This window comes from Pseudomonas sp. FG47 (genome assembly GCF_057809115.1).
Genome location: NZ_JBMDJI010000012.1, coordinates 15,494 through 29,543, shown reverse-complemented (window position 1 = coordinate 29,543; position 14,050 = coordinate 15,494). Strand labels below are relative to the sequence as shown.

Below are 14,050 nucleotides of genomic sequence, written 5' to 3'. Positions count from 1 at the left end.
GGTTTATTTGGCTTTCGCCTTGGGTGAACGGGCCATCCAGACAATCGCCAGCACCGCGCAGAACAGCCAGGCGCTGGCCAGGGAGAAATCGTTCAGGGCCAACATGTGTGCCTGCCGGTCGATGGTGCGGCCCAGCGACTCCAGGGCGCCCTGGGCCGACAGCCCGAGCTGGCCGAGGTTGTCCTGGGCCTGTGCGCTCCAGTGGTCGAACGGGGTCATCCGCTCGGCCAGCTCCACCTGGTGCTGACGCGCGCGGTGGTCCCAGAAGGCCGGGCCGAGGGACACCGCGAAGCTGGCGCCGGTCATGCGCAGGGCGTTCTGCAGGCCCAGGGCCGCCGGGATCTTCTCCGGCGGCAAGCGCGACAACGAAATCGCCACCAGCGGGGTGAACAAGAACGCCGTGCCGGCGCCCATCAGCACCGAGTTCCAACCGATGAAGGCGATGTCCAGGTTGGTCTCGAAATGCATGCGCCACAGAGACGCGCCGATCCAGCAGATGAAGGCCATGCTCGCCAGCACGCGCGCATCGGTGTGCTGCATCATGCGGCCGATGAAAGGCGCCAGCGCCACCCCGGCAATGCCCAGCGGCGCGGTGGCGATGCCGGCCCAGGTCGCGGTGTAGCCCATTTCGGTCTGCAGCCACAGCGGCACCAGCACCAGCGAGGCGAAGTACAGGGCAAAGCCCAGGCTCACGCACAGCGTGCCGATGGCGTAGTTGCGTTCCCTGAACAGACGCAGATCGAGAATCGGGTGCTGCGCGGTCAGCTCCCAGGTGATCAGCGAGGCGAAACCCAGCACGGTGATAACCCCCAGCGCACGAATTGGCGTGGACGCGAACCAGTCCAGGTCCTGGCCCTTGTCGAGCAGGATCTGCAGCGAGCCGACCGCGACCATCAGCAACAGCAGGCCGACCACGTCCACCGGCAACTTGCGGGTAGGGTTGTCGCGGCCGTTCAGCACCTGGCCGAGGGCCAGCAGGATGAAGATGCCGACCGGCACATTTATATAGAAGATCCACGGCCAACTGATGTTGTCCGTCAGGTAGCCACCGAGGATCGGGCCACAGACCGGCCCGAGGAAGGTGGTCATCGACCACACCACCAGCGCCGTGGTACGCCGCGCCGGAGGGAAGATCGCCACCAGCAGCGCCTGGGACAGCGGCGCCAGGGGGCCGCAGACCGCACCCTGGAACACCCGGAAGACCAGCAACGAGGTCAGGTTCGGCGCCAGGCCGCAGCACACCGACGCCAACACGAACAGCACCACCGCGCTGAGGAACAGTTTGACCTGGCCGAAGCGCTGGGCCAGCCAGCCGGTGAGCGGCAGGCCGATGGCCAGGGAGATGCTGAACGAGGTCAGCACCCAGGTGCCTTGGTCGGGGGCCACGCCGAGGTTGCCGGAAATGGTCGGCACCGCGACGTTGGCGATGGTGGTGTCGAGCACCATCATGAAGTTGGCCATGCCGATCGCCAGCGCGCCGAGCACCAGCGTGCCGCCACTGAGCGGCTCGATGGGACGCTTGGCGCTGCTCATCGGTCATTCCTCGACACACTCAGCTTCGAGGCCTGCAGGTTCTCGGCGATGATCCGGTTCACCAAGGCATCGCTGCCGCTGCCGACACTGCCATAGACTTCGGTGTTGTCCTGTACGCTGCTGGGCGCCGGTGCGTCCGGCTCACCCAGGGTTGCCTTGGCGGTCATCGACAAACCGATGCGCAGCGGGTGGCGCAGCACCTCGTCACGGTCCAGGGCGATGCGCACCGGCACCCGTTGCACCACCTTGATCCAGTTACCGGTGGCGTTCTGCGCAGGAATAGTGGCGAACGCCGCGCCGCTACCCGCCTCGATCCCCTGGATGCGGCCGTGATAGACCACGCTTTCGCCATACAGGTCGGCAAACAGCTCGACCCGCTGGCCGACCTTGATCTGGCCCAGCTGCGACTCCTTGAAGTTGGCTTCGACCCAGACCTTGTCCAGCGGCACCAGGCCCATCAGCACGGTGCCTGGCTCGATGTGCTGGCCCACTTGCACGGCACGCTTGGTGATCAGGCCATCGACCGGCGCCGGCACCTTGGTCCGCGCCAGCGCCAGGTAAGCTTCGCGCACCCGCTCGGCGGCGGCGGCGACTTGTGGGTGGTTCTCCACCGTGGTGCCCTGGATCCGCGCCTGCAGCGCCACCAGCTTGGCCTCGGCCGCACGCAGGCCGGACTGGGCGATCTGCGCGGCTTCCTCGGCATGGTGCAGGTCCTCGCCGGATACACCGCCCTGGGCGATCACCGAACGACGCCGTTGCAAATCCTGGTTGGCCCGATTGGCTTCGGCCTGGCGCAGTTTGACCTGGGCGGCCAGGTCGTTTTCCTCGGCGTACAGGCTGTTGACCGTGCGCACGGTCAGGGCCAGTTGATGGGTGGCCGCATCCAGGCTCAGGCGCGCGTCGGCCGGGTCGATCTCGACCAGGGCGTCACCGGCCTTGACCGTGTCGGTGTTCTGGATGTTCACCGCGGTGGCAGTACCGCGCACCTGGGCCGAGATCAGCACCACATCGCCGCGCACATAGGCGTTGTCGGTGCTTTCGTAGAGGCGCCCATACAGCCAGTACCACAGGCCGACGACGACAGCAGCGGCCACGGCGACCAGGGCGATGAGCAGGAAAATCAGGCCACGGCGCGACTTGGCCGGCGCCGGGGCTGGGGTTTGGGTGGCGTCACTCATGGGAGACTCCTGCGAGCGTAGTAGAGTTCTGATCGGTTTCTTTCCAGCCACCGCCAAGGGCGCGCAGCAGGCCGGCATGGTTCTGCAGTGCCGCAGTTTTCAACTGCACCAGTTGCATGCGCGTATCGAGCACTCGGGTCTGGGCATCCAGCACATGCAGGAAGTCGGTGAGGCTTTGCCGGTAGCGCAGGCTTTCCAGGTCGTAGACCTGCTCTGCTTCATCCAGCCCTTGCACGGTCTTCATGCGCTGGCCTTCGATGGCGCGTAGCTGCGAGACATGCCCGGCCACCTCGCCCAGGGCGTTGACCAGGGTTTGGTTGTAGCCGGCCACGGCCTCGGCATAACCGGCCTGCTGCGCCTGGTACTGGCTGCGCAGGCGCCCGGCATCGAAGATCGGCAAGGTCACCGCCGGCCCCACGCCATAGGTGCGGCTGTCGTGGTGGAACAGGTTCTGGAAACTGAAACTTTGGAAGCCGGCGAATGCGAGCAAATCGATGTTCGGATAGAACGCCGCGCGGGCCGCGCCGATGCGCTTGCCCTGGGCCTCGACGCGCCAGCGCTGGGCGACCACATCGGGCCGGCTGCCGATAAGCTCGGCCGGCAAGTGGCTGGGCAGGGTCACGCTGCGCCGTGGATCGCTGATGCGGGGCCGCCATTGTTCGCCCCAGCCCGGGCCTTTACCGGCCAAGGCGGCCAGGCGCAACTGATAGCCACGGGCGGCGCCTTGCAGGCGTGCCTGCTCGGCCTCCAGCAGTGGGATGGGCCCACGGGCGCGGACGACGTCGACCTGGGTGCCCAGGCCGGACTTCAGCCGGTCCTCGCTCAGGCGCAGGATGCTGCGCCGTTGTTCCAGGGTCTGCTCGACAATGGCCTGCTGCTCGAGCACACCACCGAGGGCGAACCAGGTTTCCACCAGGCTGCCACTGAGCGCCAGGCGCGCCACCGCCTGGTCGGCCTGGGCCGCGCGCAGGCTACCTACCGCCGCCTCGTTCAAGGCGCGGTTCAGGCCCCACAGGTCGAGGTTGTAGCGCCCCTGCAGCAACGCCTGGCCATCGGTGTGCCAGACCCCGGCCTCGTCGGCGCCGGTCTTGTAATGCTGCGAATCCTGGCTACGCAGGATCTGGGTCATGGCCGACAGGTTCGGTCGGGTGTTGGCCAGGGTAATGCCGGCCTCGGCTTGCGCCCAATCGATCCGCGCACTGGCGATCGCAAGGCTCGGCGCCGTGTCCAGGGCGGTGGCCAGCAAGCGGTCGAGGTCACTGTCATTGAACCGCTGCCACCAGCGGTCGTCCAAAGGCGACGAGGGTTGGGTCGCGACACGGTCGATGTCCCGACCAGCCTCGAGCTGCTCCAGTGACAAGGGTTTGGGCGGTTCGGGGCTGTGCCCGGGGCTGACGCAGCCTGGCAGCGCCAGCAGCAGGCAGATCGCCAGCCCCTGCTGAAGCGAATGAGAGGGTTCCATCACAACATCCTTGGCGGGTTGGGTTGCAATGGGATGTTAGGTAGCGTCATGCATATTGAAAATTGCAATAACTAGAGAATAGACTTGCATTTTTTGCAAAGGACTGCGAAATGAACCTGCCCGACCTGAACCTGCTGCTGACCTTCGATTCGATGCTGCGCGAAGGCAGTGTCACTGGCGCCGCCGAGCGCATGAACCTGAGCATCCCGGCCATGAGCCGGCGCCTGTCGAACCTGCGCGAGGCCATGGGCGACCCGCTGTTCGTGCTGGCCGGCCGGCGCCTGGTGCCCACGCCGCTGGCACTGGAACTGGCACCCCAGGTGCACAACCTGCTCGAAGAAGCACGCCATGTGCTGGGCAGCAAGCAGCAACTCGACTTAGGTACGGTAAAGCGTGTGTTCACCCTGCGCACCGAGGATGGTTTTACCGGCGCCTGGGCCCTGCGCCTGAGCCAGCGCATCGCGCAGCAAGCGCCACACGTGACCTTGAGATTCATGGCGCAGGGCAACGAGGATGTCGCGGCCCTGCGCGACGGCCTGATCGATCTCGACATCGGCATCGCCGGCCCGCTGGGGCCGGAGGTCTATAAACAGCGGCTGTATATCGACACCTTCGTCGGCGTGGTCAATAACCAACACCCACTGGCTCGCCAGGAGCGTGTCAGCGCCGAAGACCTGGTGGCCTACCCGCACCTTTCGGTATCGCGCCGCGGCCGTACCCGCGGGCCGCTTGACCTGGAACTGGAGAAGCTCGGCCTGCAACGCAAAGTGCCATTAGTGGTGCCAGGCTTCCAGGCCGCCATGCAACTGGCGAGTTCTTCGCAGATGGTCGCGGTGATCCCCCGGCGCTTCGTCGAATGGTCACTGCCGCTGCTAGCGCTGCACATTTTCCCCCTGCCAGTGGAAACCCCCAGTGGCGAGTTTTGCCAGGCCTGGCACCCGCGGGTGAATAACGACCAGGTACATCGCTGGCTGCGCCAAGTGGTGCAGGAATGCTCCAGCAGCTGAATTGGTTCGCTGCGCCACAAATAAATGCGCGCCCCTGAAACTGCCGTTTGCACGGCGAAAAAGCTCCCACAGCCCTGCCGTGAGCAATCGTAGATTGCACGTTTTGAAATTTACAAATTGCCACCCTCCCCCCTAAGTTGTGGTTCGTGCAAGCCAGCGTTACCCCACTACAGCGCGCCCTCGACACTCAAGGTGCGCGACCAAACGGACACGGAACAGACGGATGATGGATCACAAGAGTTTTTCTCGAGAACGCACGGGCCTGCAAACGCCCGAGAAGTACCTGGCTATCGAAGCGCACCCCGTATGCGAAGACCACTGCGAGGCAATGACCGAACAGCGTTCGAGCAAGATCGCCAAGGAGGCCCGGCGCAATGAGTAAGCACACGGTCATCGAGGCTGCCGGGATCGCCGCCGATGAAACCCTGAGGGTTGGGAAACTCTACAGCGCCAATGAATTACGCGGCATCCAAGCAAAGTTGGCATCCACGTCTGGAGACCTGCACAGGCTGGCCAACGGCTGGGAAATGGATAGTGGCTTACTCGGTTCGCTCGGTGAGCGTCTAAACCCTGAACAGCGTGAGTTACTGCGTGATGCCGCGCACCTCATTGATTCGATAGGCCATAACCTGATCCATGCGCAGGAAAAGCGTGTTCACTCGGAAACCGAAGCGAAGCGTCGTCACGATGCACGCATGGCACGGTCGAAACAGCTGGTTGCCATGACCTACCCATTGCCCACCAAGACTCAAGAGCAACTGCTCGAAATCCTCCAGGCTGCACTCATCCTGAATCGCGCCCGGCAATTTTACACTTCATACAGTACCCTTGATTTCAACCTTTACCTCAGGAATGGCCTCATAACTCCAGAGCAACTCTATGGTGCATCGCTGGAAAAGTACCTTTCGGGCAACCTGAGGTCCCTGCGCTACACCCTGATAGACAACGTCATCCACCACCTGGCCTACGACGACGGTTGCTCGGTCGAAGACCGTTTACGAATCCTGCAGGAAAAAGTCGCCGATGCAGTAGCGCAGACCTCCTTGACTGCCCAGGAGCGTGAAACGCTGCGCCTATGGAAAGAAGCCTTCTGCGCCGACGCTGCGAAGCACGCCGACGCAATGTAAGAATCGTCTGATTCAGGGCCTACCCAGGCCCTGCCATCATCGAAGAATGACAACCTCTCCCCTCATCCACCCTGTTGCTCGGCGGCTCATGGCCTGGGGCGCCCTCATCCTGGCGATGATCATCTGCTCACCGGCACAGGCCGATATCACCTTCGATGGCTTCACCCGATTCATCTTCGAGGGCTCACAAAAGCAGTTGCCGGTGATCATCGTCAACCAGAGCGATGAGCCGGCGCTGGTGCAAGTCAAGCTCGACTGGGGCAACAAGCCCCCCATCGCAGCCCTGCCCATGGCGGTGACCAAGCCGCTGTTGCTGATCCCCGCCAACGGCAAGGCATCAACCGGCATCCTTTACCAAGGGCTGGGCCTGCCGGATAACCGCGAGTCGTTCCTGATGCTCAAGGTGCTGCAAGTGCCGAAGAAAGCCACCGACAGCAATGCCATGGCACTCGCCCTGCAGCACAACCTCAAGCTGTTCTACCGCCCTGCGTTGCCCGGTTCGATCGAGGATGCCGTCAACCAGTTGCAATGGTCGAACAGCCCTGGCGGAGGCTATGAAGCACGCAACGATTCGCCCTATTACCTGACGCTGACCGAGGTCGGTTTGCGCGATCGCTCGGGTGCCGCCTGCGGCCAGATCATCGATCACCTGATGATCGCCCCGTTCTCAACCTATCCGTTGTCCGCGAGCGGCTGCGAAAAACCCGCGGGCCAGGTTGCCTACGCCTATATCAGCGACGCCGGGCTGCCTCATCCACGTCAAAGCACCTTTAAGTTCTGATCACCGGAAGGCCTCGCCATGTTCAGCAGACAGCTACTTTTCATCGGTTTTCTATTCTTCCTGAGCATCCCCAACAGCTACGCGCTGAAATGCCAGAAAGCGGGTTCGTCACTGATCAATGACACAACCACCATTACCGATACCGCCGCCGTGCCCAACTCGTTGCCCGCTGGCACGCTGTTGTGGCGGCAGCCAACGCAACGCATCAATGTCGAATGCTGGGTCGACATTCCCGACAGGCCCGGTGAAAAAATCTATTTCTACATGAACCCCGGTAAAGTCAACCTGGGCAATGAGATCGAAATCGGCGTCACCTATCAGGGCAAGGACTACCTGTATTCCTCGTTGCCCGGCGGCAAGCTGGACATCGGTTGGTTCGTCAACGGTTGTACCGAGAATTGCGGCTGGCAGAAAGAAAGCAAATCCATGACCTACTCGTTGTTCTTCGTCAAAAAGTCACCCGCCGGCGACAACAAGGAGGGCCCCATGACAGCGCTCGCCAACTACCGGGCATTTCAATTCGACGGGGTGGGAGGTGTACGCGTAGGGGAGAGTTACAACGTCACCGCCAAGGGCTTGGACAAGTTCCGCTATCTACCTTGCGAGTCCTCGATCAGCATCCAGCCCAACGTCATCAATTTCGGCGCGATCCGCCCGTCCGGGGCTGTGGTAGGCGCGACCATCAAGGAGGTACCGTTCACCATCATCGAACAGCGCACCTGCCAAGCCGCTTATGGCTTGGGCGGCTACCTGGAACCACTAACAGCGAGCTTGAACAGCGCCCAGGACACCCTGATCCCCAACGACAACAAATCGGTGGGCATCAGCCTGATCAACGATGATGATCAACGCGCGCTGGCATTCAAGAAAGAGTTCGTGCTGACGCCCAAGACCACCTCGACCACCAACTCGCACAGCTTCCTGGCGCGGCTGAAATGGCTGACCGCGACGCCGACGGTCGGCGAGTTCAACGCTGGCGCGACCCTGGATATCTTCTATAAATGAGCGGTGCGCCCCGGATGGTGACAGCGCTCGGATGAGCAGGGAACCGCCCCTGAACCTTGGCATTCAGGGCAACGAAAAAGCCCGCTTCCGTTGCCGGAAGCGGGCTTTTTCTTACTGCATATGGTGGGTCGTGTAGGATTCGAACCTACGACCAATTGGTTAAAAGCCAACTGCTCTACCAACTGAGCTAACGACCCGTTGGATGGCGCGTATATTACTGATTTCTCAGAGGAAATCAACACCCCATCGCATTTTTTTCAAAAATACCGGGTCGGGTCCGCTACCCCGGCGGCCTTGAAGCCGTCGGCGCGCAGGCGGCAGCTGTCGCACTTGCCGCAGGCACGGCCATCATCATCGGCCTGGTAGCAGGAAACGGTCAGGCTGTAATCCACGCCATGGGCCATGCCGGCCTGGACGATCTGCGCCTTGCTCAGGTTCTGCAGCGGCGCCTGGATGCGGAAGCCCTGCCCTTCGACACCGGCCTTGGTGGCCAGGTTGGCCATGCGCTCGAAGGCCTCGACGAACTCGGGGCGGCAATCCGGGTAGCCGGAGTAGTCCACGGCGTTGACGCCGATGAAGATGTCACGGGCCTCGAGCACTTCTGCCCAACCCAGGGCCAGGGACAGGAATACCGTGTTACGCGCCGGTACATAGGTCACCGGGATCCCTTCGCTTGGCGCTTGCGGCACATCGATGCTGCTATCGGTCAGGGCCGAGCCGCCAATGCCGTCCAGGTTCAAACCAATCACCTTGTGCTCGACCACGCCCAGGTCGCGGGCAACCCGCGCCGCGGCGTTGAGCTCGGCGCGGTGGCGCTGACCGTAGTCGAAGCTCATGGTGTAGCACTGGTAGCCTTCGGCCTTGGCCATGGCCACCACGGTGGCCGAATCGAGGCCACCGGACAGCAGGATTACCGCACGTTTGTCAGTCATGTCTTTCTCCTCAGCGCCCAGGTTCGTCGTTCCACAGCAGCTTGTGCAGCTGCAACTGGAAGCGCACGGGCAGGTTGTCGGCAACGATCCAGTCGGCCAGGTCACTGGCCTTGATCTGGTGATGGCTGGGCGAGAACAACACCTCGCCGGCGCGCTCGGCCAGGTTGTACTGGATCAGTTTGGAAACCGCCCAATCGTAGTCTTCGCGGGAACAGATGACGAACTTGACCTGGTCGTTACGGGTCAGCAGCTCGATATTCTCGTAGCGGTTGCGATGCGACTCCTCGGAGCCTGGGGTCTTGAGGTCGACCACCCGGCTCACCCGAATGTCGGTGCCGCTGATATCCAGGGCGCCGCTGGTTTCCAGCGACACTTCGTACCCGGCGTCGCACAGGCTGCTCAGCAATGGCAGGGCATTGGGTTGGGCCAGCGGTTCGCCACCAGTGACGCAGACGTAGCGCGGCTTGAAGCCGGCCACCTGCTCGAGCAGCGAGTCGAGGGTGCGCAGGGTACCGCCGCTGAACGCGTAGGCACTGTCGCAGTATTGGCAGCGCAGGGGGCAACCGGTCAGGCGCACGAAAACCGTGGGCAGCCCGGCCGTTCGCGTTTCACCCTGCAAGGAGTAAAACACTTCGGTGATGCGTAATGTGTCTTGCATGATCGCCACGGGCGTGACAGCTAAACAGGCTGTCCGCCTCCGTCAGGCACTGTCGCGGACTCGACATGGCGTTATCCGCGGCAGCGTGTTTACGAAAAAAGGTCGGTGATTCTAACGAAAAAACCCGCGACAAGCGCGGGTTTCTTTCGAATGGCAAGCTTCAGAGCTTCTGCAGGTCGCGTTGCGCCAGCTGCGCGGCGGAGGTGCCGGGGTACTGGGTGATGACCTGTTGCAGGATGCCCTTGACCTTGTCGGTGTGGCCTTGGCGGCGCTCGACGTCGGCCAGCTTGTACAACGAGTCCGGCACCTTGCTGTGCTGCGGATACAGCTGGCTGACCTTGGCAAAGGCCTGGCCGGCGCCTGCCAGGTCGCCCTTGGCCAGGTTGACCTCGCCCAGCCAGTACTGGGCGTTGCCGGCATACTGGCTGTTGGGGTACTTGCGCAGGAAGGCGTTGAACGCCTGACTGGCCTTGTCGAAGTCCTTCTGCTTGATCAGGTCGAAAGCGGCGTCGTAATACAGCTTCTCTTTCGCCGGATCACCCGGCTCGCTGCTCGCGGCCGGAGGCTGCGCGGCGCTGGCGCCGGCAGCGGCACCCGTGGCTGCGTTGCTCGCGCCACCGGTGGAAGAATTGTCTGGAGTCGCGGCAGGCGCGGCACCGCTGCCAATGCGGCGGTCGAGATCCTGGTAGCGCTCGAGGTTTTCCTGCTTCATGCGCGACACATCGTTCTGCAGCTCTTCGATGATGCCTTGCTGGCGGGAAATCTGGTCCTGCATCTGCTGCAGCTGCATGAACAGCTGGCCATTTGCAGAAGCAGGGGCCGAAGCCCCTGCTCCGGCATAGGCGCCGCTCGTGCCATAACCCGCAGGTGGATAGCCACCCGCGTTGTCATCTACTACGGGAACCGCAGCCCACGCCGAAAGGGGCAGGCTGAGTGCGAGGACGGTTACAGCACGGCGGCACATACGCATAGGAACTTACTTACGCAGTTCTACGCGACGGTTCTGAGCCCAGGACTGCTCGTCGTTGCCGGTGGCAACTGGACGCTCTTCGCCGTAGGAGACCAGTTCCAGCTGAGCTGGGGAAACGCCCTGCAGAACCAGGTAGCGTTGAACGGCCTTGGCACGACGCTCACCCAGAGCCATGTTGTACTCGCGGGTGCCGCGCTCGTCGGTGTTGCCTTCCAGGACAACACGGTTGCCGTTGGACTTCAGGTCCTTGGCGTGAACGTCCAGGGCGCGCATGGCTTCTGGCTTCAGATCCGAGCTGTCGTATTCGAAGTAGAAGGTGGTGATTGCGCGCAGGGCGGCTTCTTCGCTCAGGGAGCCGTCGACAGCGCCAGTGTTGGCACCGTAGCCAGCGTTCGGGTCAACAGCGCCTTCACCAGCGTTGTCACCGCCTTTCGAGGAGCAACCTACAGCTACAGCCATGGCCAGAGCCAGCGCAGCGAATTTACCAAACTTCAGCATTTCCATCGTGAAACTCCTAATGAAACCCCAGTGTGTTAAGCAAAAATATTACGCCGCAATCAGTTCAGGTAAGGGGACCAGGACGGTTCTCTGACTTCGCCTTGAGCGGTAGGAAGTGGGAGCCTCACACGGCCGTTAAGCGACACGAGCATCAAGACTCCCCGGCCCTGCTGGCGGGTGGCGTAGATTAGCATGGTGCCGTTTGGCGCAACAGTGGGAGACTCATCAAGACTGGTCTCGGAGAGAATCTTTACACTTCCACGTTGCAGGTCCTGGGCAGCCACCTTGAAGTTGGTGAAACCCTGCTGGCGATGGATCATCACCAGGGTCTTCTCGTCCGCCGACAGTTTCGGGTTGGCGTTGTAGTTACCGACGAAGGTCACGCGCTCGGCACCACCGCCACCAATCGACTGTTTATAGATCTGCGGCTTGCCGCCACGGTCGGAGGTGAAGTACAGGGTGTTGCCATCCTTGCCCCAGAATGGCTCGGTGTTGATGCCCGGGCCAGCGGTGACACGGGTGATCTGGCGCGAGGCCACGTTCATCACGTAGATGTCCGGGTTGCCATCCTTGGACAGCACGAACGCCAGGCGGGTACCGTCCGGCGACCAGGCCGGCGCGCCGTTCAGGCCTTCGAAGTTGGTGATCTGCTCGCGGCGACCGGTGTCGATGTGCTGGACGAAGATGCGCGGGCGCTTCTGTTCGAACGACACATAGGCGATGCGCTTGCCATCCGGCGCGAAGCGCGGCGACAGGATCGGCTCACGGGATTGCAGCAGGGTCACCGCGCGGGCACCGTCGTAGTCCGAACGCTGCAGGGTGTAGCGGGTGTTGTTGGTGGAGAAACGCTCGGCGGTCACGTACAGCATGCGGGTAGAGAACGCCCCCTTGATGCCGGTGAGTTTCTCGAACGACTGGTCGGCGATGTAGTGCGCCATGTCGCGCAACTGGTCGACGCCGCCGGCCACGCTGCCGGTCAGCACCTGCTGCTCGGTGGCGACGTTGAACAGGGCGTACTGCACCTGCAGGCGGCCACCGGACGGCACGATGCTGCCAACCATGACGTACTGCGCGCCCAGCGCTTTCCAGTCACGGAAGATCACTTCGCTGGCCTGGGTCGGCAGGCTGATCATGTTCTGCCGCGGGATCGGCGAGTAATAGCCGGAGTTGCGCAGGTCATTGCCGATGATATCGGCCATGTCCTCGGGCAGCACGCTGCCACCCTGCAGGCCGAACGGCACTACCGCGATAGGGGTGGCCCGGTCGCTACCGCTGGTGACCAGGATGTTCTTTTCCTCTGCCACAGCCAGGCCTGCCACGCAGCAGAGCAAGACCAGGAGTCCTCTCAGACGTTTAATCACAACGCTAGATCCTCAGGTGTAAATGTCATCTTGAATGAACGATACGGATTGAATTCGTTCGGCTTCAAGCCCTGCATCTCGGTCAACCGACCAATGTTCTTCACCGCGGCCACGGCCGAGCTGTCGAACGGACCGTCGCCACTGGATTTGGCCACGCTCACGTTGGTGATGGTGCCGTCTGGCAACATGTTGATCTGCAGAACTACCGTCATGCCCTTGCGCGCAGATGGCGGACGTGCCCAGCCCTCGGCCGCGCGCATGCGAATCAGGTCGTCGAAGTCGCCGGCCACCTGGTCACCCTGCTCGTCGGCCAGCGCCTGCTGCCGCTCGGTGGTGTCGGACAACAGCTCGGCCAGTGCCTGCGCCTTCTTGTCTTCCGCCGCCTTGCGGGCCGCTTCCTGTGCCTTTTTCTTCTGGGCGTCTGCCGCGGCCTTTTTCTTGGCCTCTTCAGCTGCCTTCTTCTTCGCGTCCTCGGCCGCCGCTTTCTTCTTGGCGTCCTCGGCTGCTTTTTTCTTCGCGTCTTCGGCGGCTTTCTTCTTCGCCTCTTCCGCGGCTTGCTTCTTGGCTTCCTCGTCGGCCTTCTTCTTGGCCTCTTCCTCAGCCTTCTTCTTGGCGATGTCGGCCTGTTGCTTTTCAGCGGCCTTCTTCGCTTCTTCAGCTTTCTTGGCCTCGGCGGCCTTCTTCTGCTCGGCGGCCTTGGCGGCCTCTTCCGCTTTTTTCGACTCGGCGGCCTCGCGGGCCTCCTCGGCCTTTTGAGCGGCGTCGGCTTTCTTTTGTTCCGCGGCCTTCACGGCCTCCTGCTCGACCTTCTTCTGCTCCAGCTGCTCGACCTCGGTCTGGCGCGAAGCCGTTTTCTTGGCTTCCCCGGCAATCTTCTGATTGGTCTGGGTGGTCGCCTGGCTCTTGGACTTGAGCTGGTAGAGCGTGGCCTGGACGATCGGCTTGGACGGCGGCAGCTCCGGGGTCATGGCGAAGCTGACGAACAGCATGCCGAACACCAGCACGTGCAGCGCAATGGCCCAGACACTGGGCCAGAAATAGCTTTCCGAGGCGGATGGCTCTCGCTGTTGCATCAGGGCGCCTCGGTAATCAGGCCAACGTTTCCGACACCGGCCTTCTGCAACCCGCCCATGGCGCCCATGACCGCGCCGTAGTCGACGGCCTTGTCACCACGGATGAACACCTGGGTCTGCTTGCCCTGGTCGCGGCCGGCAGCGATGATCTTGGTCACCGCACCGGTCATTTCCGGCAAGGTCATGGCCTTGTCCATCTGCTTGTCGGTGTCGACTTCGCTGCCAAGGTTCCAGTAGTAGGTCTTGTCGGCCTTGATCGAGATGGTCAGGACCTGGACGTTGTTGTCCTGCGGCAGGGCTTCGCTGGAAACCTTGGGCAGGTCCACCTTCACGCCCTGGTTGAGCATGGGGGCGGTCACCATGAAAATGACCAGCAGCACCAGCATCACGTCGATGTAGGGCACCACGTTCATCTCGGCGACCGGCTTGCGTTTGTGGCGAACTCGGGCCATGGATTTCTACCTG

At 62.5% G+C, this 14,050-nt stretch carries 15 protein-coding genes and 1 tRNA gene; 5 read left to right on the top strand and 11 right to left on the bottom strand.

Annotation, left to right across the window (positions count from 1 at the left end; genetic code table 11):
- Positions 1-3 precede the first annotated feature (3 nt).
- Genes ACODS5_RS11845 through ACODS5_RS11835 form a run of 3 tightly spaced genes read right to left on the bottom strand, consistent with a single transcriptional unit; the run spans position 4 to position 4,173 of the window.
- Positions 4-1,533: a DHA2 family efflux MFS transporter permease subunit gene (locus ACODS5_RS11845; RefSeq protein WP_489108752.1), complete on the bottom strand. Its 1,530-nt coding sequence runs from the start codon at positions 1,531-1,533 to the stop codon at positions 4-6.
- Positions 1,530-2,711 carry an HlyD/EmrA/EmrK family protein gene (locus ACODS5_RS11840; RefSeq protein ID WP_134689402.1) on the bottom strand — a complete coding sequence of 394 codons (1,182 nt, stop codon included), beginning with the start codon at positions 2,709-2,711 and terminating at the stop codon, positions 1,530-1,532. Before ACODS5_RS11840 ends, ACODS5_RS11845 begins: the two co-directional genes overlap by 4 nt.
- Positions 2,704-4,173, bottom strand: coding sequence for an efflux transporter outer membrane subunit (locus tag ACODS5_RS11835; RefSeq protein WP_489108751.1), 1,470 nt, complete (start codon positions 4,171-4,173; stop codon positions 2,704-2,706). The genes ACODS5_RS11840 and ACODS5_RS11835 overlap by 8 nt, the downstream gene beginning before the upstream one ends.
- Positions 4,174-4,283: 110 nt before the next feature.
- On the opposite strand from ACODS5_RS11835, the gene ACODS5_RS11830 reads away from it, so the two are divergent.
- The 5 genes from ACODS5_RS11830 to ACODS5_RS11810 all read left to right on the top strand — a co-directional run bounded on the left by ACODS5_RS11830 (position 4,284) and on the right by ACODS5_RS11810 (position 8,093).
- Complete coding sequence (locus ACODS5_RS11830; protein ID WP_489108750.1) at positions 4,284-5,180, top strand: LysR family transcriptional regulator; 897 nt, start codon at positions 4,284-4,286, stop codon at positions 5,178-5,180.
- A 223-nt stretch (positions 5,181-5,403) separates the two neighbouring features.
- Complete coding sequence (locus ACODS5_RS11825) at positions 5,404-5,562, top strand: hypothetical protein (protein ID WP_489108749.1); 159 nt, start codon at positions 5,404-5,406, stop codon at positions 5,560-5,562.
- On the top strand, positions 5,555-6,307 hold the full coding sequence (locus ACODS5_RS11820) for a hypothetical protein (RefSeq protein ID WP_489108748.1): 753 nt from the start codon (positions 5,555-5,557) through the stop codon (positions 6,305-6,307). Before ACODS5_RS11825 ends, ACODS5_RS11820 begins: the two co-directional genes overlap by 8 nt.
- Before the next feature lie 88 nt (positions 6,308-6,395).
- Positions 6,396-7,088 (top strand): fimbrial biogenesis chaperone, encoded by a 693-nt coding sequence (locus ACODS5_RS11815; protein WP_489108747.1) that lies wholly within the window; start codon positions 6,396-6,398, stop codon positions 7,086-7,088.
- Between the two features lie 18 nt (positions 7,089-7,106).
- Positions 7,107-8,093: a fimbrial protein gene (locus tag ACODS5_RS11810; RefSeq protein WP_489108746.1), complete on the top strand. Its 987-nt coding sequence runs from the start codon at positions 7,107-7,109 to the stop codon at positions 8,091-8,093.
- 121 nt (positions 8,094-8,214) lie between these two features.
- Here the strand turns inward: ACODS5_RS11810 and ACODS5_RS11805 are convergent.
- The 8 genes from ACODS5_RS11805 to tolR all read right to left on the bottom strand — a co-directional run bounded on the left by ACODS5_RS11805 (position 8,215) and on the right by tolR (position 14,037).
- A tRNA-Lys gene (locus ACODS5_RS11805) sits at positions 8,215-8,290 on the bottom strand.
- Between the two features lie 60 nt (positions 8,291-8,350).
- Positions 8,351-9,025: a 7-cyano-7-deazaguanine synthase QueC gene (gene queC, locus ACODS5_RS11800; RefSeq protein ID WP_489108745.1), complete on the bottom strand. Its 675-nt coding sequence runs from the start codon at positions 9,023-9,025 to the stop codon at positions 8,351-8,353.
- 10 nt (positions 9,026-9,035) lie between these two features.
- On the bottom strand, positions 9,036-9,683 hold the full coding sequence (gene queE, locus ACODS5_RS11795; protein ID WP_489108744.1) for a 7-carboxy-7-deazaguanine synthase QueE: 648 nt from the start codon (positions 9,681-9,683) through the stop codon (positions 9,036-9,038).
- Between the two features lie 160 nt (positions 9,684-9,843).
- Positions 9,844-10,653 (bottom strand): tol-pal system protein YbgF, encoded by an 810-nt coding sequence (ybgF, locus tag ACODS5_RS11790; RefSeq protein ID WP_134689416.1) that lies wholly within the window; start codon positions 10,651-10,653, stop codon positions 9,844-9,846.
- Positions 10,654-10,659: 6 nt separating this feature from the next.
- The gene (gene pal / locus ACODS5_RS11785) at positions 10,660-11,157 is read right to left on the bottom strand and encodes a peptidoglycan-associated lipoprotein Pal (protein ID WP_008090230.1); all 498 of its coding nucleotides are present in this window, start codon (positions 11,155-11,157) and stop codon (positions 10,660-10,662) included.
- 53 nt (positions 11,158-11,210) lie between these two features.
- Positions 11,211-12,512, bottom strand: a complete 1,302-nt coding sequence (tolB, locus tag ACODS5_RS11780; protein ID WP_134689417.1) for a Tol-Pal system beta propeller repeat protein TolB — start codon at positions 12,510-12,512, stop codon at positions 11,211-11,213.
- Positions 12,509-13,585: a cell envelope integrity protein TolA gene (gene tolA, locus ACODS5_RS11775; RefSeq protein ID WP_134689419.1), complete on the bottom strand. Its 1,077-nt coding sequence runs from the start codon at positions 13,583-13,585 to the stop codon at positions 12,509-12,511. The genes tolB and tolA overlap by 4 nt, the downstream gene beginning before the upstream one ends.
- Complete coding sequence (gene tolR, locus ACODS5_RS11770) at positions 13,585-14,037, bottom strand: protein TolR (RefSeq protein ID WP_011535155.1); 453 nt, start codon at positions 14,035-14,037, stop codon at positions 13,585-13,587. The genes tolA and tolR overlap by 1 nt, the downstream gene beginning before the upstream one ends.
- Between the last annotated feature and the right edge of the window lie 13 nt (positions 14,038-14,050).

Excerpts from the sequence above, each read along its gene's own strand:
- ACODS5_RS11830 (WP_489108750.1), top strand. The coding sequence starts at position 4,284 with ATGAACCTGCCCGACCTGAACCTGCTGCTGACCTTCGATTCGATGCTG.
- ACODS5_RS11815 (WP_489108747.1), top strand. The coding sequence starts at position 6,396 with ATGGCCTGGGGCGCCCTCATCCTGGCGATGATCATCTGCTCACCGGCA.
- ACODS5_RS11820 (WP_489108748.1), top strand. The coding sequence starts at position 5,555 with ATGAGTAAGCACACGGTCATCGAGGCTGCCGGGATCGCCGCCGATGAA.
- tolA (WP_134689419.1), bottom strand. The coding sequence starts at position 13,585 with ATGCAACAGCGAGAGCCATCCGCCTCGGAAAGCTATTTCTGGCCCAGT.
- ACODS5_RS11840 (WP_134689402.1), bottom strand. The coding sequence starts at position 2,711 with ATGAGTGACGCCACCCAAACCCCAGCCCCGGCGCCGGCCAAGTCGCGC.
- ACODS5_RS11825 (WP_489108749.1), top strand. The coding sequence starts at position 5,404 with ATGATGGATCACAAGAGTTTTTCTCGAGAACGCACGGGCCTGCAAACG.
- queE (WP_489108744.1), bottom strand. The coding sequence starts at position 9,683 with ATGCAAGACACATTACGCATCACCGAAGTGTTTTACTCCTTGCAGGGT.
- queC (WP_489108745.1), bottom strand. The coding sequence starts at position 9,025 with ATGACTGACAAACGTGCGGTAATCCTGCTGTCCGGTGGCCTCGATTCG.
- ACODS5_RS11810 (WP_489108746.1), top strand. The coding sequence starts at position 7,107 with ATGTTCAGCAGACAGCTACTTTTCATCGGTTTTCTATTCTTCCTGAGC.
- ACODS5_RS11845 (WP_489108752.1), bottom strand. The coding sequence starts at position 1,533 with ATGAGCAGCGCCAAGCGTCCCATCGAGCCGCTCAGTGGCGGCACGCTG.
- tolR (WP_011535155.1), bottom strand. The coding sequence starts at position 14,037 with ATGGCCCGAGTTCGCCACAAACGCAAGCCGGTCGCCGAGATGAACGTG.
- ACODS5_RS11835 (WP_489108751.1), bottom strand. The coding sequence starts at position 4,173 with ATGGAACCCTCTCATTCGCTTCAGCAGGGGCTGGCGATCTGCCTGCTG.
- pal (WP_008090230.1), bottom strand. The coding sequence starts at position 11,157 with ATGGAAATGCTGAAGTTTGGTAAATTCGCTGCGCTGGCTCTGGCCATG.
- ybgF (WP_134689416.1), bottom strand. The coding sequence starts at position 10,653 with ATGCGTATGTGCCGCCGTGCTGTAACCGTCCTCGCACTCAGCCTGCCC.